28 protein-coding genes are annotated in these 24,144 nt (G+C 63.1%); 26 read left to right on the forward strand and 2 right to left on the reverse strand.

What is annotated here, in order from left to right:
• Position 1 precedes the first annotated feature (1 nt).
• From fliM to HWV67_RS13205, 21 genes are all read left to right on the forward strand, one after another.
• Positions 2-970, forward strand: coding sequence for a flagellar motor switch protein FliM (gene fliM, locus HWV67_RS13105; protein ID WP_095156968.1), 969 nt, complete (start codon positions 2-4; stop codon positions 968-970).
• A gap of 45 nt (positions 971-1,015) precedes the next feature.
• Entirely contained in the window at positions 1,016-1,477 is a 462-nt protein-coding gene (gene fliN / locus HWV67_RS13110; RefSeq protein ID WP_095156969.1) for a flagellar motor switch protein FliN, read from the forward strand.
• Entirely contained in the window at positions 1,478-1,939 is a 462-nt protein-coding gene (gene fliO, locus HWV67_RS13115) for a flagellar biosynthetic protein FliO (RefSeq protein WP_095156970.1), read from the forward strand.
• Positions 1,939-2,691, forward strand: coding sequence for a flagellar type III secretion system pore protein FliP (gene fliP, locus HWV67_RS13120; protein WP_175651535.1), 753 nt, complete (start codon positions 1,939-1,941; stop codon positions 2,689-2,691). The genes fliO and fliP overlap by 1 nt, the downstream gene beginning before the upstream one ends.
• A 24-nt stretch (positions 2,692-2,715) precedes the next feature.
• The gene (gene fliQ, locus HWV67_RS13125) at positions 2,716-2,985 is read left to right on the forward strand and encodes a flagellar biosynthesis protein FliQ (RefSeq protein ID WP_095156972.1); all 270 of its coding nucleotides are present in this window, start codon (positions 2,716-2,718) and stop codon (positions 2,983-2,985) included.
• A gap of 55 nt (positions 2,986-3,040) precedes the next feature.
• A complete protein-coding gene (fliR, locus tag HWV67_RS13130) occupies positions 3,041-3,769 on the forward strand; it encodes a flagellar biosynthetic protein FliR (RefSeq protein WP_256587797.1) in 729 nt (242 codons plus the stop codon).
• Between the two features lie 2 nt (positions 3,770-3,771).
• A complete protein-coding gene (flhB, locus tag HWV67_RS13135; protein WP_175651536.1) occupies positions 3,772-4,908 on the forward strand; it encodes a flagellar biosynthesis protein FlhB in 1,137 nt (378 codons plus the stop codon).
• Positions 4,909-5,048: 140 nt separating this feature from the next.
• Entirely contained in the window at positions 5,049-7,178 is a 2,130-nt protein-coding gene (gene flhA, locus HWV67_RS13140; protein ID WP_175651537.1) for a flagellar biosynthesis protein FlhA, read from the forward strand.
• Positions 7,179-7,189: 11 nt separating this feature from the next.
• Positions 7,190-8,503, forward strand: a complete 1,314-nt coding sequence (gene flhF / locus HWV67_RS13145; RefSeq protein WP_095156976.1) for a flagellar biosynthesis protein FlhF — start codon at positions 7,190-7,192, stop codon at positions 8,501-8,503.
• Between the two features lie 120 nt (positions 8,504-8,623).
• A complete protein-coding gene (fleN, locus tag HWV67_RS13150) occupies positions 8,624-9,457 on the forward strand; it encodes a flagellar synthesis regulator FleN (protein ID WP_095156977.1) in 834 nt (277 codons plus the stop codon).
• On the forward strand, positions 9,454-10,194 hold the full coding sequence (gene fliA / locus HWV67_RS13155; RefSeq protein ID WP_095156978.1) for an RNA polymerase sigma factor FliA: 741 nt from the start codon (positions 9,454-9,456) through the stop codon (positions 10,192-10,194). The genes fleN and fliA overlap by 4 nt, the downstream gene beginning before the upstream one ends.
• A gap of 105 nt (positions 10,195-10,299) precedes the next feature.
• On the forward strand, positions 10,300-10,674 hold the full coding sequence (locus tag HWV67_RS13160) for a chemotaxis response regulator CheY (protein WP_175651538.1): 375 nt from the start codon (positions 10,300-10,302) through the stop codon (positions 10,672-10,674).
• A gap of 18 nt (positions 10,675-10,692) precedes the next feature.
• Positions 10,693-11,481, forward strand: a complete 789-nt coding sequence (locus HWV67_RS13165; protein ID WP_175651539.1) for a protein phosphatase CheZ — start codon at positions 10,693-10,695, stop codon at positions 11,479-11,481.
• A gap of 12 nt (positions 11,482-11,493) precedes the next feature.
• Positions 11,494-13,710, forward strand: coding sequence for a chemotaxis protein CheA (locus tag HWV67_RS13170; protein WP_175651540.1), 2,217 nt, complete (start codon positions 11,494-11,496; stop codon positions 13,708-13,710).
• 45 nt (positions 13,711-13,755) lie between these two features.
• Positions 13,756-14,874: a protein-glutamate methylesterase/protein-glutamine glutaminase gene (locus HWV67_RS13175; protein WP_175651541.1), complete on the forward strand. Its 1,119-nt coding sequence runs from the start codon at positions 13,756-13,758 to the stop codon at positions 14,872-14,874.
• On the forward strand, positions 14,874-15,614 hold the full coding sequence (locus HWV67_RS13180; protein WP_175651542.1) for a flagellar motor protein: 741 nt from the start codon (positions 14,874-14,876) through the stop codon (positions 15,612-15,614). Before HWV67_RS13175 ends, HWV67_RS13180 begins: the two co-directional genes overlap by 1 nt.
• Positions 15,615-15,616: 2 nt before the next feature.
• Positions 15,617-16,504, forward strand: a complete 888-nt coding sequence (gene motD / locus HWV67_RS13185; protein ID WP_175651543.1) for a flagellar motor protein MotD — start codon at positions 15,617-15,619, stop codon at positions 16,502-16,504.
• A 42-nt stretch (positions 16,505-16,546) separates the two neighbouring features.
• Positions 16,547-17,335 carry a ParA family protein gene (locus HWV67_RS13190; RefSeq protein WP_175651544.1) on the forward strand — a complete coding sequence of 263 codons (789 nt, stop codon included), beginning with the start codon at positions 16,547-16,549 and terminating at the stop codon, positions 17,333-17,335.
• Positions 17,335-18,261: a CheW domain-containing protein gene (locus HWV67_RS13195; RefSeq protein ID WP_175651545.1), complete on the forward strand. Its 927-nt coding sequence runs from the start codon at positions 17,335-17,337 to the stop codon at positions 18,259-18,261. Before HWV67_RS13190 ends, HWV67_RS13195 begins: the two co-directional genes overlap by 1 nt.
• Positions 18,262-18,326: 65 nt before the next feature.
• Entirely contained in the window at positions 18,327-18,806 is a 480-nt protein-coding gene (locus HWV67_RS13200) for a chemotaxis protein CheW (RefSeq protein ID WP_175651546.1), read from the forward strand.
• Position 18,807: 1 nt separating this feature from the next.
• On the forward strand, positions 18,808-19,200 hold the full coding sequence (locus HWV67_RS13205) for a DUF2802 domain-containing protein (protein ID WP_095156988.1): 393 nt from the start codon (positions 18,808-18,810) through the stop codon (positions 19,198-19,200).
• A gap of 114 nt (positions 19,201-19,314) precedes the next feature.
• Here HWV67_RS13205 and HWV67_RS13210 read toward each other — a convergent pair whose 3' ends face one another.
• Together HWV67_RS13210 and fliK are read right to left on the reverse strand one after the other, a co-directional pair.
• Entirely contained in the window at positions 19,315-19,650 is a 336-nt protein-coding gene (locus HWV67_RS13210) for an EscU/YscU/HrcU family type III secretion system export apparatus switch protein (RefSeq protein ID WP_175651547.1), read from the reverse strand.
• Positions 19,647-21,215 carry a flagellar hook-length control protein FliK gene (gene fliK / locus HWV67_RS13215; RefSeq protein ID WP_175651548.1) on the reverse strand — a complete coding sequence of 523 codons (1,569 nt, stop codon included), beginning with the start codon at positions 21,213-21,215 and terminating at the stop codon, positions 19,647-19,649. Before fliK ends, HWV67_RS13210 begins: the two co-directional genes overlap by 4 nt.
• Before the next feature lie 190 nt (positions 21,216-21,405).
• On the opposite strand from fliK, the gene ccmA reads away from it, so the two are divergent.
• The 5 genes from ccmA to ccmE are packed head-to-tail and all read left to right on the forward strand — an operon-like array spanning position 21,406 to position 24,140.
• The gene (gene ccmA / locus HWV67_RS13220; RefSeq protein WP_175651549.1) at positions 21,406-22,038 is read left to right on the forward strand and encodes a cytochrome c biogenesis heme-transporting ATPase CcmA; all 633 of its coding nucleotides are present in this window, start codon (positions 21,406-21,408) and stop codon (positions 22,036-22,038) included.
• On the forward strand, positions 22,035-22,703 hold the full coding sequence (gene ccmB, locus HWV67_RS13225) for a heme exporter protein CcmB (protein ID WP_110969416.1): 669 nt from the start codon (positions 22,035-22,037) through the stop codon (positions 22,701-22,703). Before ccmA ends, ccmB begins: the two co-directional genes overlap by 4 nt.
• 44 nt (positions 22,704-22,747) lie before the next feature.
• A complete protein-coding gene (locus tag HWV67_RS13230) occupies positions 22,748-23,518 on the forward strand; it encodes a heme ABC transporter permease (protein WP_110969415.1) in 771 nt (256 codons plus the stop codon).
• Entirely contained in the window at positions 23,515-23,691 is a 177-nt protein-coding gene (ccmD, locus tag HWV67_RS13235; protein WP_095156994.1) for a heme exporter protein CcmD, read from the forward strand. Before HWV67_RS13230 ends, ccmD begins: the two co-directional genes overlap by 4 nt.
• Positions 23,688-24,140: a cytochrome c maturation protein CcmE gene (gene ccmE, locus HWV67_RS13240; RefSeq protein ID WP_175651550.1), complete on the forward strand. Its 453-nt coding sequence runs from the start codon at positions 23,688-23,690 to the stop codon at positions 24,138-24,140. The genes ccmD and ccmE overlap by 4 nt, the downstream gene beginning before the upstream one ends.
• Positions 24,141-24,144: the final 4 nt, after the last annotated feature.

Genomic DNA, 24,144 nt, shown 5'->3' on the forward strand with positions numbered 1-24,144 from the left:
GATGGCCGTGCAGGACCTGCTGTCCCAGGATGAAATCGATGCCCTGTTGCACGGGGTCGACGATGGACTGGTGCAAACCGAAGCCAGTGCCGAACCCGGTAGCGTCAAGAGTTACGACCTGACGAGCCAGGACCGGATCGTCCGTGGTCGGATGCCGACCCTGGAAATGATCAACGAACGGTTCGCCCGTTACACCCGCGTCAGCATGTTCAACCTGCTGCGTCGCTCCGCCGATGTGGCGGTGGGCGGGGTACAGGTGATGAAGTTCGGCGAGTACGTGCATTCGCTGTACGTCCCCACCAGCCTCAACCTGGTCAAGATCAAGCCGCTTCGCGGCACCTCGCTGTTCATCCTCGACGCCAAGCTGGTGTTCAAGCTGGTGGACAACTTCTTCGGCGGTGACGGCCGTCACGCCAAGATCGAAGGTCGCGAATTCACCCCGACCGAGCTGCGGGTGGTGCGGATGGTGCTGGAACAGGCCTTCGTCGATCTCAAGGAAGCCTGGCAGGCGATCATGCCGGTCAACTTCGAGTACATAAACTCCGAGGTCAACCCGGCCATGGCCAACATCGTCGGCCCGAGCGAGGCGGTGGTGGTGTCGACCTTCCACATCGAACTCGACGGCGGCGGCGGTGACCTGCACGTGACCATGCCGTATTCGATGATCGAGCCGGTGCGGGAAATGCTCGATGCCGGCTTCCAGTCCGACCTGGACGACCAGGACGAGCGTTGGGTCAAGGCCCTGCGCGAAGACGTGCTGGACGTCAGCGTGCCGCTCAGTGCCACCGTGGCCCGCCGCCAACTGAAACTGCGCGACATCCTGCACATGCAACCGGGCGACGTAATTCCCGTGGAGCTGCCGGAAGACCTGATCGTGCGCGCCAACGGCGTGCCGTCGTTCAAGGCCCGGCTGGGTTCGCACAAAGGTACCCTGGCTCTGCAGATCCGCGAGCCGATCGGTCGGCGCTGAGCGCCGACCCTTCATTAACCGATTTGATTGCCCGTCGAGGACAAGATGGCTGACGAAAACGATATTACTTCCCTGGAAGAGCAGGCTCTGGCCGATGAGTGGGCTGCAGCCCTGAGTGAAACCGGTGATGGCCAGTCCGACATCGACGCCCTGATGGCGGGTGGCGGCGCATCCGGCGGCGCGAGCCGTCTGCCGATGGAAGAGTTCGGCAGTTCGCCGCGTTCCAACGAGGCGGTCAGCCTGGAAGGCCCGAACCTGGACGTGATCCTGGACATTCCGGTGAACATCTCCATGGAAGTCGGCAGCACTGAGATCAACATCCGCAACTTGCTGCAGCTCAACCAGGGCTCGGTGATCGAACTCGACCGCCTGGCCGGTGAGCCGCTGGACGTGCTGGTCAACGGCACGCTGATCGCCCATGGCGAGGTGGTGGTGGTCAACGAGAAGTTCGGCATCCGCCTGACTGACGTGATCAGCCCGAGCGAACGCATCAAGAAGCTGCGCTGAGTGAAACGGCTCTTCTCCTTGGGAGTGGCCGCGGCCGGCCTGCTCTGGCTGCCGCTGGTCAGCGCCGCGCAAGTGGGTGCCACGCCGGCGGCAACCGTGGCGGTTCCAGCCGCCACCGGTAGCGTGGCGGGGCAACTGACGCAACTGGTGCTCGGCCTGCTGCTGGTGCTGGGGCTGATTTTCTTCCTCGCCTGGCTGCTGCGCCGCATGCAGAACGCCGCGCCGGCTGCCAACCAGGTGATCCAGGTGATTGGCAGCCGTCAGGTCGGTCCGCGTGACCGCCTGTTGCTGGTGCAGGTGGGCAATGAGCAAGTGCTCATCGGCCACAGCCCCGGCAGCCTGACCACCCTGCATGTGATGAACGAGCCCGTCGCGGCGCCGGCCAACGCCCGCCCGACCACGCCAGAATTCGCCCAGCGCCTGATGGAGTTGTTGGGCAAGGATCAGAAGGACAAGCCGTAATGGCCCCATTGCGAATGATGTTGACGCTGCTGTTGCTGTTGGCAGCGCCGCTGGCGATGGCGGCCGACCCGCTGTCGATCTCGGCGATCACCCTGTCCAACGGGGCCAACGGCCAGCAGGAGTACTCGGTCAGCCTGCAGATCCTGCTGATCATGACGGCGCTGAGCTTCATCCCGGCGTTCGTCATCCTGATGACCAGCTTCACCCGGATCATCATCGTCTTCTCGATCCTGCGTCAGGCCCTGGGCCTGCAACAGACGCCATCGAACCAGATCCTGATCGGCCTGACGCTGTTCCTGACCATGTTCATCATGGCCCCGGTGTTCGATCGGGTGAACAAGGACGCCCTGCAGCCCTATCTGGCTGAAACCATGACCGCACCGCAAGCCATCGAAAAGGCCCAGGTGCCGCTCAAGGACTTCATGCTTGCGCAGACCCGGCAGAGCGACCTCGACCTGTTCATGCGCCTGTCCAAACGCACCGATATCGCCAGTCCCGAGCAGGTGCCGCTGACCATCATGGTCCCGGCGTTCGTGACTTCGGAGCTGAAGACCGCGTTCCAGATCGGCTTCATGATCTTCATCCCGTTCCTGATCATCGACCTGGTAGTGGCCAGTGTGCTGATGGCCATGGGTATGATGATGCTGTCGCCGCTGATCATTTCCCTGCCGTTCAAGCTCATGCTGTTCGTGCTGGTGGACGGCTGGGCGCTGATCATCGGCACCCTGGCGGGCAGCTTCGGCGGCGTATAGCCCTCGCAGGCACTGGAGAAGAACATGACCCCTGAAGTCGCTGTCGACCTGTTCCGCGATGCGCTGTGGTTGACCACCATGATGGTCGCCGTGCTGGTCATTCCGAGCCTGGTGGTGGGCCTCCTGGTTGCGATGTTCCAGGCCGCCACCCAGATCAACGAACAGACCCTGAGCTTCCTGCCGCGCCTGCTGGTGATGCTGACCACCCTGATCGTCGCCGGACCGTGGCTGGTGCAGAAGTTCATGGAATACATCCTGTCGTTGTACGGCAGCATCCCGCAGTTGATCGGCTGAGCGGCCCGTGCTCGAACTGACGGACACGCAGATCGCCACATGGGTGGCCAGCTTCATGCTGCCGCTGTTCCGTGTGGCGGCGGTGCTGATGACCATGCCGGTGTTCGGCACCACCCTGGTGCCGACGCGGGTGCGCCTGTATTTCGCCGTAGCGATCACCGTGGTCATCGCTCCGGCCCTGCCGCCGATGCCGCCGGTGCAGGCGCTCGACCTCAGTGCGCTGCTGCTGATCGCCGAGCAGATCATCATCGGTGCGCTGTTCGGCTTGGCCCTGCAACTGCTTTTCCAGGCGTTCGTGATCGCAGGTCAGGTCGTCGCGATCCAGATGGGCCTGGCGTTCGCCTCCATGGTCGACCCGGCCAACGGCGTCAACACCACGGTGATCAGCCAGTTCCTGACCATGCTGGTGACCTTGCTGTTCCTGGCGATGAACGGGCACCTGGTGGTGCTGGAAATCCTTACCGAAAGTTTCACCACGCTGCCCGTGGGCGGCGGCCTGGTGGTCAATCACTTCTGGGACATGGCCGGGCGCCTCGGCTGGGTGCTGGGGGCGGCGCTGTTGCTGGTGCTGCCGGCGATCACCGCGCTGCTGGTGATCAACATCGCCTTCGGCGTGATGACCCGCGCCGCGCCGCAACTGAATATCTTCTCTATCGGTTTTCCCATGACCCTGGTGCTGGGCATGGCGATTTTCTGGATCGGCCTGGCCGATATCCTTTCCCACTACCAGTCAATGGCGTCCGAGGCGCTGCAATGGCTGCGTGAACTGGCACGGGCGCGCTGAGCATGGCAGAGAGCGAAAGCGGTCAGGACAAAACAGAAGACCCCACCGAGAAGCGCAAGAACGACTCGCGGGAGAAGGGCGAGATTGCCCGTTCCAAAGAGCTGAACACCGTGGCGGTGATGCTCGCCGGGGCGGGCGGGCTGCTGTCGTTCGGCGGTTACCTGGCCGAGGCGCTGATGGAAATCATGCGCAGCAATTTCAGCCTGTCCCGCGAAGTGCTGATGGATGAGCGTTACATGGGCATCTTCCTGCTGGCGTCGGGCAAGCTGGCGATCCTCGCGACCCAGCCGGTGCTGCTGGTGCTGCTGCTGGCCGCCTTGCTCGGGCCGATCGCCCTCGGCGGCTGGCTGTTTGCTGCGGGCACCATGGCGCCCAAATTCAGCCGGATGAACCCGCTCGCGGGGATCAAGCGCATGTTCTCCATGCACTCGCTGGCCGAGTTGCTCAAGGCCCTGGCCAAGTTCTTCGTGATTCTGCTGGTGGCGCTGGCGGTATTGTCCTCGGACCGCGATGACCTGCTGGCGATCGCCAACGAGCCGCTGGACCAGGCGATTATCCACAGCGTTCAGGTGGTGGGCTGGAGCGCCCTATGGATGGCCTGCGGGCTGTTGCTGATCGCGGCGGTGGATGTGCCGATCCAGCTTTGGCAGGCGAAGCAGAAGCTGATGATGACCAAGCAGGAAGTGCGCGACGAATACAAGGACACCGAGGGCAAGCCCGAGGTCAAGCAGCGTATCCGTCAGGTCCAGCGCGAGATGTCGCAGCGGCGGATGATGGCCGCGGTGCCCGAGGCCGACGTGATCATCACCAACCCGACCCACTACGCCGTGGCGCTCAAATACGACCCGGACAAGGGCTCGGCGCCGCTGTTGCTGGCCAAGGGCACCGACTTCATCGCCCTGAAAATCCGCGAGATCGCGGTGCAGCACAACATCCAGTTGTTGGAGTCGCCGGCGCTGGCGCGGTCGATCTACTACTCCACCGAGCTGGAAGAAGAGATTCCCGCAGGGCTGTACCTGGCGGTGGCCCAGGTGCTGGCCTACGTCTATCAGATCCGTCAGCACCAGGCGGGCAAGGGCAAGCCGCCGGAGCCGCTCAAGGATCTGCCGATTCCGCCGGATTTGCGGCGCGATTCCTGATTTTCTGTTGTCCTTCCCGGCCGAACCGCAGCGATAGGACCCAACAGAACACCACCCCCTGCAAAGTTGGAAAGGTTCTTGCAAAGAGCAGCGCCAAGCGCCTCCGTGGCGTCAAAAGTTTTGCTTGATGAGGACAGCCGGTGGATCGCACTCAGTTAATCAACAGCGCGCGGAGCAATCTCAGCGGCCTGGGCAAGGGCAACCTCGGGGTGCCGGTGCTGCTGCTGATCATGCTGGCAATGATGATGTTGCCCATCCCGCCGTTTCTGCTGGACGTGTTCTTCACCTTCAACATCGCATTGTCCATCGTCGTCCTGCTGGTCTGCGTATACGCCCTGCGCCCACTGGATTTCGCCGCATTCCCGACCATCCTGCTGGTAGCGACCTTGCTGCGCCTGGCGCTGAACGTGGCGTCCACCCGGGTTGTACTGCTCCACGGCCATGACGGCCACGCCGCCGCCGGTAAGGTGATCCAGGCCTTCGGTGACGTGGTTATCGGCGGTAACTACGTGGTCGGTATCGTGGTCTTCGCGATCCTGATGATCATCAACTTCGTCGTGGTGACCAAGGGTGCCGGCCGTATCTCCGAGGTGAGCGCGCGCTTCACCCTCGATGCGATGCCTGGCAAGCAGATGGCCATCGACGCCGACCTCAACGCCGGCCTGATCGACCAGAACCAGGCCAAATCCCGCCGTGCCGAAGTAGCCCAGGAAGCCGAGTTCTACGGTTCAATGGACGGTGCGAGCAAGTTCGTCCGCGGTGACGCCATCGCCGGCCTGCTGATTCTGTTCATCAACCTGATCGGTGGTATGGCCATCGGTATGGTCCAGCATGGCATGACCTTCGGCGACGCCGGCAAGGTCTACGCCCTGTTGACCATCGGTGACGGTTTGGTGGCGCAATTGCCATCGCTGCTGCTGTCCACCGCCGCCGCGATCATGGTGACCCGTGCTTCCGGTTCGGAAGACATGGGCAAGCAGATCAACCGGCAGATGTTCGATTCGCCGAAAGCGCTGGCGGTGTCCGCCGCGATCATGATCGTCATGGGCCTGGTGCCGGGCATGCCGCACGTGGCCTTCCTCAGCCTCGGCGCGATGGCCGCAGGTGGCGCGTACCTTGTGTGGAAGAAGCAGAATCAGGTCAAGGTCAAGGCCGCCCAGGAAGTCCAGCGCCAGCAAGACCTGCTGCCGTCGCCACAGCGCGCCGCCGACACCAAGGAACTGGGCTGGGACGACGTGACGCCGATCGACATGATCGGCCTGGAAGTGGGGTACCGGCTGATTCCGCTGGTGGACCGCAACCAGGGCGGTCAATTGCTGGCGCGGATCAAGGGCGTGCGCAAGAAGCTGTCACAGGACCTGGGCTTCCTCATGCCCACCGTGCACATCCGCGACAACCTCGATCTGGCGCCCAGCACCTATCGCCTGACCCTGATGGGGGTGATCCTGGCCGAGGCGGAGATCTACCCGGAGCGCGAGATGGCGATCAACCCGGGGCAGGTGTTCGGCACCCTCAACGGTATCGCTGCGCGGGATCCGGCCTTCGGTCTGGAGGCGGTGTGGATCGACGTCAGCCAGCGCGGTCAGGCGCAGTCGCTGGGCTACACCGTGGTGGACGCCAGTACCGTGGTGGCCACCCACCTCAACCAGATTCTCTACAAGCACTGCCATGAGCTGATCGGCCACGAAGAAGTCCAGCAACTGCTGCAGGTGCTGGCCAAGGGTTCGCCGAAACTGGCCGAGGAAATCGTGCCCGGCGTGCTGCCGTTGTCGGGGTTGCTCAAGGTGCTGCAGGCGCTGCTCTCGGAACAGGTTCCTGTCAGGGATATCCGTACGATCGCCGAGGCAATCGCGAACAACGCCAGCAAGAGTCAAGATACCGCCGCGCTGGTCGCTGCAGTCCGCGTCGGATTGTGTCGCGCTATCGTGCAAAGCATTGTCGGGACTGAGTCCGAGCTTCCTGTGATCACCCTTGAACCAAGGTTGGAACAGATTTTGCTCAATAGTCTGCAAAGGGCCGGGCAAGGTCAGGAAGACGGTGTTCTTCTTGAGCCAAGCATGGCTGAAAAGCTTCAGCGTTCGTTGATCGAGGCAGCCCAGCGTCAGGAGATGCAGGGTCAGCCGGCCATCCTGCTGGTTGCAGGACCGATCCGGGCCATGCTGTCGCGCTTCGGTCGCCTGGCTGTACCGAATTTGCATGTTTTGGCGTATCAGGAAATACCTGACAACAAGCAAGTCACCATCGTTGCCACAGTAGGCCCCAACGGCTGAGGTAGTGGGTTATGCAAGTTAAGCGTTTTTTCGCCGCCGATATGCGTCAAGCCATGAAGCTGGTTCGTGATGAGCTGGGGGCTGATGCCGCCATCATCGGCAACCGACGGATTGCTGGCGGTGTCGAGCTGACGGCTGCGCTGGACTACAAGCTGTCTGCCTTGTCGCCGCGGGTGCCGAACGTCGAGCTGGAAGACGAGCTGCGCAAGACCCAATCGCGCATCGCTACCGCCCAGGCCGAGCTGACCACCCGCAACGAAAGCGACACGGGCAACCGCCAGTTGTTCGCCGGCCTGCCGCTGACCGCCTCCGAGCCGCTGGTCGAGTCCCGCGCCGCAGAGCTGCCACCAGCGCCTGTCGCACCGGTAGCCGCGCCGATCGACCAGCGCCTGTTCGACACAATGCGTTCCGAGTTGTCCGGCCTGCGCGAACTGCTGGAAGTTCAGCTCGGCTCGCTGGCCTGGACCCAACTGCAAGGCAGCAAGCCGCACCAGGCCAACCTCTGGCGCCGTCTGCAGCGGATCGGCCTGTCCGGCCCGCTGTCGCGCGACCTGCTCAACCTGACCGTCGATATCGAAGACCCGCGCCACGGCTGGCGGATGCTGCTCGCTCACTTGGCGCGCATGATCCATGTGCCGGAAGTCGAGCCGATCGAAGAGGGCGGGGTGATTGCCATGGTCGGCCCGGCCGGCATGGGCAAGACCACCACCCTGGCCAAGCTGGCTGCGCGTTACGTGCTCAAGTACGGCGCGCAGAACCTGGCGCTGGTCAGCATGGACAGTTTCCGTATTGGTGCCCAGGAGCAGCTCAAGACGCTCGGGCGCATCCTCAACGTTTCGGTAACCCACGTCGATCCTGGCCAGTCGCTGGCCCAGGCGCTGGAACCGTTGCTGCGCAAGCGCGTGGTGCTGATCGATACCGCCGGCCTGCAGGCCAGCGATCCGGCCCTGCGCATGCAGCTTGAAACACTGGCCGGGCGCGGTATCCATGCCCGGAACTATCTGGTGCTGGCAACGACCAGCCAGAAGCAGGTGCTGACCGCCGCCTACCACAGCTACAAACGCTGCGGCCTGGCCGGTTGCATTCTGACCAAACTTGATGAAACCGCCAGCTTGGGCGAAGTCCTGAGCCTGGCCATCAGTCACGAATTGCCAGTGGCCTATCTCACCGATGGCCCGCGCATTCCTGACGACTTGCACCTGCCGCGCCGTCACCAGTTGGTGAGCCGCGCGGTCAGTGTGCAGATGCAGGACGAGCCGAGCGAGGAGGCCATGGCCGATATGTTCGCCGACCTGTACCACAGTGACGGCAAACGCGTCGGCTGAGGTGGATATGTTTCAGTTGCAAAGTACCTACATCGCAGGGTCTGCCGGGCATTTTTCAGTTGTTCCAGGGGCAGCCAGTCATGTGGCCTCGGTCTAAGCAAGACAAGGTAAAGAACAAATATGGGTAGCATGCATCCCGTACAGGTGATCGCCGTGACCGGCGGCAAAGGTGGCGTCGGCAAGACCAACGTGTCAGTGAATCTGTCGCTGGCGCTGGCCGAACTCGGCCGTCGCGTCATGCTGTTGGACGCCGACCTTGGCCTGGCCAATGTCGACGTACTGCTCGGGCTCACCCCCAAACGCACCCTGGCTGATGTCATTGAAGGCCGTTGCGAGCTGCGCGATGTGCTCCTGCAGGGGCCTGGCGGCGTGCGTATCGTGCCGGCCGCTTCCGGTACCCAGAGCATGGTGCACCTGGGGCCTGCCCAGCACGCCGGCCTGATCCAGGCATTCAGCGAGATCGGCGACAACCTCGACGTGCTGGTGATCGACACCGCTGCGGGGATTGGCGAGTCGGTGGTCAGCTTTGTCCGCGCTGCCCAGGAAGTACTCCTGGTGGTCTGCGACGAGCCGACTTCGATCACCGACGCCTACGCCCTGATCAAGCTGCTCAACCGTGATTACGGCATGAACCGTTTCCGCGTGCTGGCAAACATGGCGCAGAGCCCGCAGGAAGGTCGCAATCTGTTCGCCAAGTTGACCAAGGTCACGGATCGCTTCCTGGATGTGGCCCTACAATACGTCGGGGCAGTGCCCTACGACGAGTGCGTGCGCAAGGCTGTGCAGAAGCAGCGAGCGGTCTATGAAGCCTTTCCGCGTTCCAAGTGCGCGCTGGCGTTCAAGGCGATCGCCCAGAAGGTCGATAGCTGGCCGCTGCCAGCCAACCCGCGCGGGCACCTGGAGTTCTTTGTCGAGCGTCTGGTGCAGCCTACCAGCGCGGGTCCTGTGCTATGAGCGCGAGCGGTTATCGGATGTACAGCAAGGCCTCGCGTGACGCCCAGTACGAACTGATCGAGCGTTATGCGCCGTTGGTCAAGCGTATCGCCTACCACCTGCTGGCGCGGTTGCCAGCCAGCGTGCAGGTGGAAGACCTGATCCAGGCCGGGATGATCGGCCTGCTCGAAGTCTCCAACAAATACGATTCGAGCAAGGGCGCCAGTTTCGAGACCTACGCTGGCATCCGCATCCGCGGCGCCATGCTCGATGAAGTACGCAAGGGTGACTGGGCGCCGCGTTCGGTACACCGCAATACCCGTATGGTAAGCGACGCGATTCGTGCAATTGAGGCAAAAACCGGTCGTGACGCTAAAGATCACGAGGTTGCTGCCGAACTTCAATTGAGTCTCGATGATTACTACGGGATTTTGAACGATACCTTGGGCAGCCGCCTGTTCAGTTTCGACGACCTGTTGCAGGACGGCGAACATGAAGGCCTGCACGAGGACGGTGCCAGTGCCCAGCTCGAGCCTTCGCGCGATCTGGAAGACGAGCGCTTTCAGGCAGCCTTGGCCGATGCCATCGCCAACCTGCCTGAACGTGAACGCCTGGTGTTGGCGCTGTACTACGACGAAGAGCTGAACCTCAAGGAAATCGGTGAGGTCCTGGGGGTCAGCGAGTCGCGCGTCAGCCAGTTGCATAGCCAGTGTGCGGCGCGTCTGCGCAGCCGGCTGGGGGAATGGCGGGCGCGTTGAGCACAGCTTCGATGCAGTCGTAATACCGTGGTGCCGGAATTGATTGAACGCGCGTTCAGCGCTGAGCGCGTTAAAGACTGCTTGGAGGTCTAATTGAACAAAGAAATGAAAATCCTCATCGTTGACGATTTTTCGACGATGCGGCGGATCATCAAGAACCTGTTGCGTGACCTGGGCTTCACCAACACCAGCGAGGCCGATGACGGTACGACTGCGCTGCCCATGCTTGAAAGCGGCAATTTCGATTTCCTGGTGACCGACTGGAACATGCCAGGCATGTCCGGTATCGATCTCTTGCGTACCGTTCGTGCCCACGACCGTCTGAAACACTTGCCTGTGCTGATGGTGACCGCCGAAGCCAAGCGCGAACAGATCATCGAAGCTGCCCAGGCCGGCGTTAACGGTTATGTGGTCAAGCCTTTCACTGCCCAGGTGCTGAAAGAAAAAATCGAGAAGATCTTCGAGCGCGTCAATAGCTGATGTACGCACGGGGGCGCTATGGAGCATAAACAATCATCTTTGGACGACTTTGAGTCGACGCTGAAGAAACACGCCCAGGAGCTGGTGAAAAGCCTCGAACGAGGCAATTTCGGCGACGCGGTGCAACTGATCCATCAGCTGAACCAGACCCGTGACCGCGGCCTGTATCAGGAAGTCGGCAAGCTCACGCGAGAGCTGCACAGTGCGATCGTCAGTTTCCAGATCGATCCGCACATGCCGCAGGCCGAGGAAGTTTCGCAAATCACCGACGCCACCGAGCGCTTGTCCTATGTGGTCAAGCTGACCGAGGCGGCGGCAAACCGTACGATGGATCTGGTCGAGCAGGGTACGCCCGTGCTCCACGATCTCACCACCGAAGCCCGTGAGCTGCACGACGACTGGCAGCGCTTCATGCGCCGCGAAGTCGCGGCGCCGGAGTTTCGTGAGCTGGTCCAGCGTGTCGACAGGTTTCTGGCGCGCAGCGCCGAGGGTACCCACACCGTAACCGGGTACCTCAACGATATTCTCCTGGCACAGGACTATCAGGACCTGACGGGCCAGGTGATCAAGCGGGTGACCTCGTTGGTCACCGAAGTCGAAAGCAATCTGCTCAAGCTCGTACTGATGGCCAGTCAGGTCGACCGCTTCGCCGGTATCGAACATGACCACCAGCAGCTGCGTGCCGAGCAAGACCAAGATAAACATCCGACCCGGGGTGAAGGACCGCAAATTCATGCCGATAAACGTGAAGATGTCGTGTCCGGTCAAGACGATGTCGATGATCTGCTGTCCAGCCTGGGTTTTTAGGGAGCACGTTTGATGAGCTTCGGCGCCGATGAAGAAATCCTTCAGGATTTCCTGGTAGAGGCCGGCGAAATTCTTGAGCAACTGTCCGAGCAACTGGTCGAGCTGGAAAGCCGCCCGGATGATTCCGACTTGCTCAATGCGATCTTTCGCGGTTTTCACACTGTAAAAGGGGGCGCCGGCTTCCTCCAGCTCCATGAGCTGGTGGAGTGCTGCCACATCGCCGAAAACGTATTCGACATCCTGCGCAAGGGAGAGCGTCGGGTCGATTCCGAACTGATGGACGTGGTCCTGGAGGCACTGGATACCGTCAACAGCATGTTCGGTCAGGTTCGCGAGCGCACCGACATCACCCCGGCCACGCCTGAGCTGCTGGGCGCCCTGGCGCGTCTGGCCGAGCCGGGCGGTGCCACTGCTCCGGCAGAGGCTGAGCCTGTGGCCGAAGCAGCGCCTGAAGTGGCCGCCGTTTCCGGCGACATCACCGACAGTGAGTTCGAGCAACTGCTCGACTCGCTGGGTGCGGTCAAGGAAGAGGCCGAAGCGTCTGCTGCTGCCAGCGACGAAATCACCGACGCCGAGTTCGAATCCCTGCTCGATCAGTTGCACGGCAAAGGCCAGTTCGCTGCCGACAGCCTGCCAAGCGCCGCTGCGTCCGCGCCGGTTGCCGAAGTGGCGGGTGCCGCCAGCGACGAAATCACCGATGCCGAATTCGAAGCGCTGCTCGATCAACTTCACGGCAAGGGTTCCTTTGCCGTGGACGCATTGCCAGGTGCCGTGGCCGCCGCGCCAGAAGCCAGCGAGCCCGCCGTGGCTGCCGGTGGCTCGGGCGATCACATCACCGAACACGAATTCGAAGCGCTGCTCGATGAGTTGCACGGCAAAGGCAAGTTCGTGCCTGACAGCGTGAGCGCCGCCGCGCCGGCCGTTGCAGTCGCCGCCAAACCGGCAGCCAAACCTGCCGCCGCCGCGCCTGCTGCTGCCGCCAAACCTGCCGCGCCTGCGCCGGCACGCCAGGCCGCTCCGGCTGCTGCCGCTGCTGCCGACAAACATCCGGTCAACGAGACGGAAACCACCGTGCGGGTCGATACCGCGCGGCTGGATGAAATCATGAACATGGTGGGCGAACTGGTACTGGTGCGTAACCGCCTGGTCCGCCTGGGCCTGAACAGCGGCGACGAGGCCATGTCCAAGGCCGTGTCGAACCTCGACGTGGTCACCGCCGACCTGCAGACCGCGGTCATGAAGACCCGCATGCAGCCGATCAAGAAGGTCTTCGGGCGCTTCCCGCGCCTGGTTCGCGACCTTGCGCGGCAGTTGAAGAAAGACATCACCCTGGAGCTGGTCGGCGAAGAAACCGACCTCGACAAGAACCTTGTCGAGGCCCTGGCCGACCCGCTGGTCCACTTGGTGCGCAACGCCGTCGACCATGGTGTCGAAACGCCGGAAGAGCGCGAAGCTTCTGGCAAGTCCCGTGGTGGCAAGGTGGTGCTGTCGGCCGAGCAGGAGGGTGATCACATCCTTCTCTCGATCTCCGACGACGGCAAGGGCATGGACCCCGCCGTGCTACGCGCCAAGGCCGTGGAAAAGGGCCTGATGGACAAGGACGCGGCCGACCGCCTGAGCGAGTCGGACTGCTACAACCTGATCTTCGCCCCGGGCTTCTCGACCAAGACCGAGATTTCCGACGTGTCCGGCCGCGGCGTCGGCATGGACGTGGTGAAGACCAAGATTGCCCAGCTCAACGGCTCGATCAACATCTACTCGGCCAAGGGTCAGGGCTCGAAGATCGTCATCAAGGTGCCGTTGACCCTGGCGATCATGCCGACCCTGATGGTGATGCTGGGCAACCAGGCCTTCGCCTTCCCGCTGGTCAACGTCAACGAGATCTTCCACCTCGATCTGTCGCGCACCAACGTGGTCGACGGCCAGGAAGTGGTGATCGTCCGCGACAAAGCGTTGCCATTGTTCTACCTCAAACGCTGGCTGGTCAGTTCTGCCGCTCATGAAGAGCAGCATGAAGGCCATGTGGTGATCCTTTCGGTGGGCACTCAGCGGATCGGCTTCGTCGTCGATCAACTGGTTGGCCAGGAAGAAGTGGTCATCAAGCCGCTGGGCAAGATGCTCCAGGGCACCCCGGGCATGTCGGGCGCGACCATTACCGGTGACGGGCGCATTGCGCTGATCCTCGACGTCCCGAGCATGCTCAAGCGTTACGCCGCACGGCGAATTTGATCCCGGTGGCGCGGCCTCGCGGTCGCGCTACCTAATGGAGTGTTTATGGCAGTCAAGGTCCTGGTGGTGGATGATTCCGGTTTCTTCCGCCGCCGTGTCTCGGAAATTCTCTCGGCGGACCCGACCATCCAGGTCGTCGGCACCGCCACCAATGGCAAGGAAGCGATCGACCAGGCACTGTCGCTCAAACCCGATGTCATCACCATGGACTACGAGATGCCCACCATGGATGGCATCACCGCAGTTCGTCACATCATGCAGCGCTGCCCGACCCCGGTGCTGATGTTCTCCTCGCTGACCCACGAAGGCGCCCGGGTAACCCTCGATGCGCTGGATGCCGGCGCCGTCGATTACCTGCCGAAGAACTTCGAAGACATCTCGCGCAACCCGGACAAGGTCAAGCAGATGCTGTGCGAGAAGGTCCACACCATCTCCCGCAGCAACCGTCGTTTCAGCAGCTACGCCAGCACGCTGCCAGCGGTGACCACCACTTCTTCCAGCCCGGTGTCGTCCCTCGGCGCCGCGCGCGCCAGTGCGCCGCTGCCGACCCGTCAGCCGACCCAGGCGCCGGCGGCAAGCAATTCGCCAGCGCCCAAGCGCAAGGCCTACAAACTGCTGGCTATCGGCACCTCCACCGGTGGCCCGGTCGCGCTGCAGCGGGTGCTGACCCAACTGCCAGCCAATTTCCCGGCGCCGATCGTGCTGATCCAGCACATGCCGGCGGCCTTCACCAAGGCGTTCGCCGAGCGTCTGGACAAGCTGTGCAAGATCAACGTCAAGGAAGCCGAGGACGGCGACATGCTGCGTCCGGGCCTGGCCCTGTTGGCGCCTGGCGGCAAGCAGATGATGGTCGACGGTCGCGGCATGGTGAAAATCCTTCCGGGCGACGAGCGCCTGAACTACAAGCCGTGCGTGGATATCACCTTCGGTTCGGCGGCCAAGTCCTACGGTGACAAGGTGCTGGCGGTGGTGTTGACCGGCATGGGCGCCGACGGCCGCGAAGGCGCGCGCCTGCTCAAGCAGGGCGGCAGCCAGGTGTGGGCGCAGGATGAAGCGAGCTGTGTGATCTACGGCATGCCGATGGCGATCGTCAAAGCCAACCTGGCTGACGCGGTCTACGGTCTCGACGACATCGGTCGTCATCTGGTTGAGGCGTGCGTCTGATGGATGTTCTCAGCCTTCTCGGTATCATCCTCGCCTTCGTCGCAATCGTTGGCGGCAACCTGCTCGAAGGCGGTCATGTCGGCGCGCTGCTCAATGGCCCGGCAGCACTGATCGTGCTCGGTGGCACCCTGGCGGCGGCGCTGCTGCAGTCGCCGCTGAGTTCGTTCAAGCGCGCCCTGCAGATTTTCGGCTGGATTCTGTTCCCGCCACGGGTCGATCTGGCCGGCGGTATCGACCGGGTCGTCAACTGGAGCCTCACCGCGCGCAAGGAAGGCCTGCTGGGCCTGGAAGGCGTGGCCGATGCCGAGCCTGATCCTTACGCCCGTAAAGGCCTGCAATTGCTGGTGGACGGCTCGGAGCCCGAGGCGATCCGCAGCATTCTCGAAGTGGACTTCCTCACCCAGGAAAGCCGCGATATCCAGGCCGCCAAAGTGTTTGAAAGCATGGGCGGCTACGCGCCGACCATCGGCATCATCGGTGCGGTCATGGGCCTGATTCACGTCATGGGCAACCTGGCCGACCCGTCGCAACTGGGTAACGGTATCGCGGTGGCGTTCGTCGCCACCATCTATGGCGTGGCCAGTGCCAACCTGATCCTCCTGCCCGTGGCCAACAAACTCAAGGCGCAAGTCATGCGGCAATCGCGCTATCGGGAGATGCTCCTTGAGGGCCTGCTGTCGATCGCCGAAGGCGAGAACCCGCGCTCGATCGAACTGAAGCTTCAGGGCTTCATGGAGTAACCATGGCCCGTCGCCGCAAAGTCGAGGAACACGAGAATCACGAACGCTGGCTGGTGTCCTACGCGGACTTCATCACCTTGCTGTTCGCGTTTTTCGTGGTCATGTACTCGATTTCCTCGATCAACGAGGGCAAGTACAAAATCATGTCCCAGGCGCTAATCGGCGTGTTCACCGATGCCGAGCGCAGCACCAAGGTGATTCCCATCGGCGAGGAGCGGCCACTGAGCGTGCGTCCGGCCCAGCCGTTGATCAAGGACAGCGAGCAGGTCGATGCCGGCCTCGCCCAGACCAGCTCAGATCCGTTGAAGACCATCACTGATGAAGTGATGCAGGCCTTCGGCGACCTGATCAAATCCGATCAGATGACCGTGCGCGGCAACGAACTGTGGATCGAGATCGAGCTGAGCTCCTCGCTGCTGTTCGGCAGCGGTGACGCGATGCCCAGTGATGTCGCGTTCAACCTGATCGAGAAGGTAGCGAACATCATCAAACCGTTCGCCAACCCGGTGCACGTCGAAGGGTTCACCGATGACCAGCCGATCCGTACCGCGCAGTACCCGACCAACTGGGAGCTGTCGTCGGCGCGGGCGGCGAGTATCGTTCGTCTGCTGGCCATGGAAGGGGTCAATCCGGCGCGCATGGCGTCCGTCGGCTATGGCGAGTTCCAGCCGATCGCCAGCAACACCACCCAGCAAGGGCGGGCGAAGAACCGCCGCGTCGTGCTGGTGATTTCGCGCAACCTGGAAGTGCGCCGCAGCCTGACCGGTACCGGCACCGCCAATGCGAGCCCGGATGCTGCGCTCAAGCGCGCTGGCACACAAACTGCACCGCCCGTGGTATCACCGACGGCCGGGAGCAATCCCGTCAATTCTCCGTCGTCGACCTTTTAATCGATCCCGGCTGGCTACGGTCGGACCGGGAGGAAGCAGCGCATGAGAGTCTGGGCAGTAGCCAATCAAAAAGGTGGCGTCGGCAAGACCACCACGTCCATCGCCCTGGCAGGTTTGCTGGCCGATGCCGGGCGGCGCGTGGTCGTGGTCGACCTCGACCCGCACGGGTCGATGACCAGCTATTTCGGGCACAACCCCGACACCCTGGAGCACAGCAACTTCGACCTGTTCCAGCACAAGGGCACGGTGCCCGACGGCTTGCCGGGGCAATTGCTGCTGCCCACCAGCCACGAGAAGATTTCGCTGTTGCCGTCCAGTACCGCGCTGGCGGTGCTGGAGCGCCAGTCGCCCGGGCAGAACGGCCTGGGCCTGGTAATCGCCAAGAGTCTGGCGCAGCTCTGGCAGGATTTCGATTACGCCCTGATTGACAGCCCGCCGCTGCTCGGCGTGCTGATGGTCAATGCGCTGGCGGCCAGCCAGCAACTGGTTATCCCTGTGCAGACCGAATACCTGGCCGTGAAGGGCCTGGAACGGATGGTCAGCACGCTGGCGATGGTCAACCGCTCGCGCCGCCAGGCGCTGCCGTTCCACATCGTGCCGACCCTGTTCGACCGTCGCCCCCAGGCGTCCATGGGCACTCTCAAAGTGCTGCGTGACGGCTATCCGGACGACATCTGGCAAGGTTACATCCCGGTCGATACCCGCCTGCGCGATGCCAGCCGGGCCGGGGTGACACCGTCGCAATATGACGCCAAGAGCCGGGGCGTGGTGGCATACCGCGCCTTGCTCAAGCACCTGCTGACGCAGAAATCCGTGGCGCAGGTGGCTTGATGAACCGTCCGCAAAACCTCGCCACCCGGCCACAAATGGCCTTGCAGTCGTACCTCGACGGGCTGCTGCATGAAGCCACTGAAGAACTGCCTTACGCGGAACCGGTGGTTGTACCAACGCTGCCGCCGGTAATCCCGGTGGCGGCCGAGCCGCCCGCGCCACCGGTCTCCACCGAGGTGCTGGATGAATTCCAGGCTGCGGTGCTGGAAGAGCAGGCCCGCGATGCGCGCCGCGAAACTACCGCCGCACCGACCACCTTCGCCGAGCCTGCACCGGCCAGGGTCGTGGTCGCGCCGCCGGTCCTGAAGGTTGCACCGGTGGTAGAGCCGGTGGTCGAGAAGGTCGTCGCGCCGGTCATCGAACCGGTTGTCGAGGCGCCTGCGCTGATCGAGCCGCTCGTGGACGTCCACCTGGCTCCGGATGTGCCGCAGCCGCCGAAGACAGTGGATGGTCGTCCGTCCTGGGCCGCCGAGCCGTTCGAGTGCCTGCTGTTCGATGTCGCCGGGTTGACCCTGGCGGTGCCGTTGGTGTGCCTTGGGTCGATCTATTCGCTGCACGGTCACGAGCTGACGCCGCTGTTCGGCCAGCCGGACTGGTTCCTCGGCATCCTGCCGAGCCAGGCGGGTAACTTGAAGGTGCTGGACACCGCGCGCTGGGTCATGCCCGAGCGCTATCGCGATGATTTCCGCGACGGCCTGCAATACGTGATTTCGGTGCAGGGCTACGAGTGGGGGCTGGCGGTGCATCAGGTCAGCCGCTCGTTGCGCCTGGACCCGACCGAGATCAAGTGGCGTACCCACCGCGGCCAGCGGCCGTGGCTGGCCGGCACGGTGATTGAACACATGTGTGCACTGCTTGACGTCGCCGAGCTGGCCGAGTTGATCGCCAGCGGTGCGGTCAAGAAGATGCAGTTAAACCATAAATGATCGGTCGCGCACCGGCGCGATCGCACTGAGCACTCCGCCGACGGCGGTTTTTGAGGGTTAGGGGAATGAAAAAGACGTCTGGACAGGGTTCCGAAGATCCGATCCTGCAGTGGGTAACCTTCCGCCTGGACAACGAGTCCTACGGCATCAACGTGATGCAGGTCCAGGAAGTGCTGCGCTACACCGAGATCGCGCCGGTTCCGGGTGCACCGAGCTACGTGCTGGGCATCATCAACCTGCGCGGCAACGTGGTCACCGTGATCGACACCCGTCAGCGTTTCGGCCTGGCGCCAAGCGACATCACTGACAACACCCGGATCGTCATCATCGAGGCCGACAAGCAAGTGGTCGGCATCCTCGTCGACAGCGTGGCCGAAGTGGTCTACCTGCGTCAGTCCGAAGTGGAAACCGCGCCGAACGTCGGTAACGAAGAGTCGGCCAAGTTCATCCAGGGCGTTTGCAACAAAAACGGCGAACTGCTGATCCTGGTCGAGCTGGACAAGATGATGACCGAGGAAGAGTGGTCCGAGCTGGAGAACATCTGAGTTGATCCTGGAGGTTGCGGTTGTATTCCTGGCGATGCTCTGGGCGTTGAGCGTGTGGCTGTTCATCGGCTACAGCAAGCGCCAGCGCGAAATGGCCTCGCAGCAGGCTCAGGGCGATGCGTTGCGTGACCAGCGCATCAAGGACCTGGGCAAGCGCCTGGACGACTACCAGAACAGCTCGGTGGCGATGGGCGAGGCGTTGCACGAACTGCGTGCGGCGGTCGCGCCCCTGCCGGAGAAGATGTTGCAACTGGAGCAGCGTGATCCCAACAGCCTGTCGTTTGCTCAGGCGGCGCGGCTGGTGGGCATGGGCGCCAGCGTCGACGAACTGACCCAGACCTGCGGTTTGACCCAGGCCGAGGCGGAGTTGATGAGCAAACTGCACAAGGGCTGAAGGTTTTTTGTCGCGTTTTGCGGACTCATCGCCGGCAAGCCGGCTCCCACAGGTGTTGTGTCAGCCCCGAGAACCCTGTGTGAGCTGGCTTGCCAGCGATGAATCCATGCCGGCTTATCGAGGCCCGGGCAAGCGCTTCAAATCCGGTGTGATATCCCGTTCCACCGGCCCCTCGTCGTTGAACCCCACCGGCATCTTGCCTTTCAATTGCCAGGCAAACGCGATGATCTCGGCAATGGTCAGGTACAGCGCTTCCGGAATGCTGTCGCCCAGTTCCATGCGCGTCAGCAATCTCACCAGCTCGGCATTCTCGTAGATCGGTACTTCGTGCTCGCGGGCGATCGCCAGGATCGCTTCCGCCAGTTCGTCGTCGCCCTTGGCCGTCAGGGTCGGGGCGCGGGCGCCGTCGTAGTTCAGGGCAATGGCCTGGCGGGGTGCTTTCTTGCTCATGCGTTTTCATCCACCCAGCGTTGTTCCAGATGCGTGCGCGGCCCCAGCGGCGGTACGCCCTGGTGGCAGTGCAATTCGCTGACGTTGACGCCACGTGCCACCAGTCGCGCACGCAGGTCGCCCAATTGGCTTTCGATCAGTTGCGCGGTGGCCGGCAGTTCTGCCCAGAGCTGGCTGGACAGGTTGCCCTGGGTGATCTGCGCCTGGACCTGCAAAGGCCCCAGCGGGTGCAGGTCGAACGCCAGCTCGACACGCCAGAGCATTTCCAGCGGATCACGCCGCTCGCGCTCGGGATCGGCCTGCTGCTCCTTGGTTTCTTCGCGCTGCACCTTGACCTGCATCGGCATGAATTCCGGGCCGGTGCGCAGGGGGATTTCCAGTTGCCAGGTGGTTTGCAGGTTGCCGTCGGGGGTGGTGCCGGTCTGTTCCAGGCTTGCCAGTTGATGGCTCTGCACCCGCGAAATGGCCGCGGCGGCGAGGCGCAACAAGTGTTGCAGGTCGCCTTCTTCTTCGAGGTTCTGCAACAGCCGTGTGGGCAGCGGGAAGCTGCCGGGGTGCGGTTTCGGTGCTACCTGGCCGAGGGCGCCGAGGGCGCTGCGCACCATGCCCGGCAGGGCCTGGGCCACGATCGCCGCCGTGCTCGGGCTGAACAGGGTGCCGCCCGGCACGTTGGGCAGCAGTTGTGCCACCAGCCGCACCATCTGTGCCTTGAGGTCGGGCGCCAATTGGCCGGTGGCGCCGTTGAACAGCCGCGCTTCAAGGAACGAGCCACTGTTGCTGAGGGCCTGGGCCACCTGGCGGGCGTCGCTGAACTGGCGGACATCCGGCAGGCTGGCGAGCAGTTTGTCCACCGCTGCGCGCACCTGCTCCGGCTGGCCGTCGTCGCTGGCGATGCGCTGCATGGCCGCGAGCATGCCCTGTAGCGAGGCCTGGCGGTTTTGCTGGGCGCTGAGGTTCTGGGCAATCGCCATCTGATCCTGTCGCCCGCTCAGGGGCACGAAGCTCAGCGCCTGGTCGCCCTGCACCCGCGCGCTGAGCAGGCTGCCCAGCGGTAGAGGGCGAGGGGAGTCGATGGCCAGGGTCGCGCCCGCCTGAGCGGTATTGAGCAGGCTGACCAATGAGCGGTAGACCGCTGGCAGATTGCCGGTCTGTGGCTGCAACTGGGTGGTCAGCACCTTGCCCTGCACCAGCGTGCCTTCCGGGAATCCACGGCTGTCGAGGCGGGTGAGGGTGGCGACATTGCTGGCGATGGCCTGTTGCAGCGTCAGGCTCAACTGGTTCGACGTCGGCTGGCTGATCAGTAACTGGCTGCCCTGTGCCAGTGGCTGGTTGGCGGTGGTCTGCACCGTCACTTGCTGGCCGTTGGCCTGCATCAGGCGCAGGAGCAACTGAAACTCCTGGCCCACCTGACGCAGCGACAGCACTTCGCCCTTGGTCGTTTCGCCGGCGGGCACCAGGTCGGGCTGGGCTTCCACCAGCTTTACCAGCTCGCCGGTCATTGCCGCAGCACGCACCTGCGCATTGGCGGGAACCTGTGGGCCAAGGCTGTTTATTTCGCCTGTCATTCGCGTTGCGACCTGTTCAAATAGCCCTCTTTACAGTAGGACATGGCATGTATAATGCCGGCCGATTTCTTCCGCGAGCGCAGGATCCGGCGGCGCTCGCGACCAGACCGGTCGGCCAGGTTTTCGTTGTCACTATAACGGCCAGGCCTGTACCGACTTGAGACAGTCTGCGAAACCATAAGGCGAATCTGTGACTCCTCAACTCCAAGCCGTGGGCCTGGCCTGCGAGCGCGACTGGCGGATGCTCTTCGAACACCTCGAATTGCAGGTGTCGGCCGGCGACATGCTGCAGATCAGCGGTCCCAACGGCAGCGGCAAGACCAGCCTGCTGCGCCTGCTGGCCGGCCTGATGCAACCGACCCATGGCGAGGTGCTGCTCAACGGCAAGCCGCTGGCCGGGCAGGGCACGGAACTGGCCCGCGCCCTGGTGTGGATCGGCCACGCGGCCGGGATCAAGGACCTGCTCACCCCGGAAGAAAACCTCACCTGGCTCTGTGCCCTGCATCGCCCCGCCAGCCGCGACGCCATCTGGCAGGCGCTGGAAGCGGTGGGCCTGCGCGGTTTCGAAGACGTCGCCTGTCACACCCTGTCCGCCGGTCAGCAGCGCCGCGTGGCGCTGGCCCGGCTGTACCTGGACAGCCCGCCGCTGTGGATCCTCGACGAGCCCTTCACGGCCCTCGACAAACAAGGCGTCGCCCAGCTCGAAGCGCACCTGGCGCGGCACTGCGAGAACGGCGGCATGGTCGTGTTGACCACCCACCACACGCTGGAACGTACGCCGTCCGGTTACCGTGATATCAACCTGGGGCAGTGGGCCGCATGAGTGTATTTGTCCTGTTGTTGCGTCGCGAAGCCCGACTGCTCTGCCGCCGTCCGGCGGAACTGGCCAACCCGCTGGTTTTTTTCGCGATAGTCATCGCATTGTTTCCACTTGCGGTCGGACCTGAGACACAATTGTTGCAAAACTTGTCTCCAGGGTTAGTCTGGGTGGCTGCACTTTTAGCCGTCCTGCTCTCGCTGGACGGGCTGTTTCGCAGTGATTTCGAGGACGGATCGCTCGAACAGTGGGTCCTTTCGCCGCACCCGTTGCCCCTACTGGTATTGGCCAAGGTGCTGGCACACTGGATGTTTTCCGGGCTGGCACTGGTATTGTTGTCGCCGCTTCTGGCGGTGATGCTCGGATTGCCCGTGGAATGTCTGCCGGTCCTGCTGGCATCACTCTTGCTCGGTACTCCGGTGCTGAGCCTGTTGGGTGCCGTGGGTGCGGCCCTGACCGTCGGATTGAAACGAGGTGGACTGCTTCTGGCGCTACTGATTCTGCCGCTATATATCCCGGTGTTGATCCTGGGCAGTGGCGCCTTACAAGCAGCAGTGCAAGCTATGCCTGCAACCGGATACCTGCTCTGGCTCGGTAGTCTGGCCGCCCTGGCAATCACCCTTGCACCTTTCGCAATAGCCGCCGGCCTGAAAATCAGCGTCGGCGAATAACGAGGTCTGGGCCCCTGCCCAGCAAAGACCCTGGATGTACCGTGATGAAAAGCAGCGCAATAAGCTGGACATGGTTTCACAAGCTCGGTTCCCCCAAATGGTTCTACGGCATCAGCGGTCGCATGCTGCCCTGGCTCGCCATCGCCGCGGTGCTGTTGATCGGCACGGGCGTGGTCTGGGGCCTGGCCTTCGCGCCGCAGGATTACCAGCAAGGCGATAGTTTCCGGATCATCTACATCCATGTGCCGGCGGCAATGCTGGCGCAGTCCTGCTACGTCATGCTGGCAGTGGCCGGGGTGGTTGGCCTGGTCTGGAAGATGAAGATCGCCGACGTCGCCTTGCAGAGCGCCGCGCCCATCGGCGCCTGGATGACCGCGCTGGCGCTGGTCACCGGCGCCATCTGGGGCAAGCCCACCTGGGGCAGCTACTGGGTCTGGGATGCCCGCCTGACGTCCATGCTCATCCTCCTTTTCCTGTACTTCGGTCTCATTGCCCTCGGCCACGCGATCAGCAATCGTGAGAGCTCGGCCAAGGCCTGCGCGGTGCTGGCCATCGTCGGGGTGATCAACATCCCGATCATCAAGTACTCGGTGGAGTGGTGGAACACCCTGCACCAGGGCGCCACCTTCACCATCACCGAGAAACCGGCGATGCCGGTGGAAATGTGGCTGCCGCTGCTGCTGACCGTGCTTGGTTTCTACTGTTTCTTCGGCGCCGTGCTGCTGGTGCGCATGCGCCTTGAAGTGCTCAAGCGCGAAGCTCGCGCAAGCTGGGTCCGGGAAGAAGTACTCAATAGCCTGGGGAACGCACGATGAGCTTTGCATCCTTCGGCGAGTTTCTCGCCATGGGCCGTCACGGCCTTTATGTCTGGTCTGCCTATGGCATCTGCCTGCTGGTACTGGCCGTCAACGTCGCTTCGCCGCTGCTGGCACGGCGCCGTTACCTGCAAGCAGAGGCGCGCCGTCTGCGCCGGGAGAACGCCAAGTGAATCCGCTACGCAAGAAGCGCCTGTTCATCATCCTCGGCCTGCTCGCCGGCCTCGGTGTCGCCGTGGGCCTGGCCCTCAGCGCGCTGCAGGAAAACATCAACCTGTTCTACACCCCGACCCAGATCGCCAACGGCGAAGCGCCGCTGGATACCCGCATTCGCGCTGGCGGCATGGTCGAGAAGGGCTCGGTGCAGCGTTCCAGCGATTCGCTGGATGTGCGCTTCGTGGTCACCGACTTCGCCAAATCAGTGCCGATCACCTACCGAGGCATCCTTCCGGACCTGTTCCGTGAAGGCCAGGGCATTGTGGCCCTGGGCAAGCTGAACTCCGACGGCGTGGTGGTGGCCGATGAAGTGCTGGCCAAGCACGACGAAAAATACATGCCGCCGGAAGTTACCAAGGCCCTCAAGGAAAGCGGGCAGACGGCCTCTGGAGCACCTGCGCAATGAACGC

The organism is Pseudomonas sp. Marseille-P9899 (genome assembly GCF_903166565.1).
Classification (GTDB): Bacteria; Pseudomonadota; Gammaproteobacteria; order Pseudomonadales; family Pseudomonadaceae; genus Aquipseudomonas; species Aquipseudomonas huaxiensis.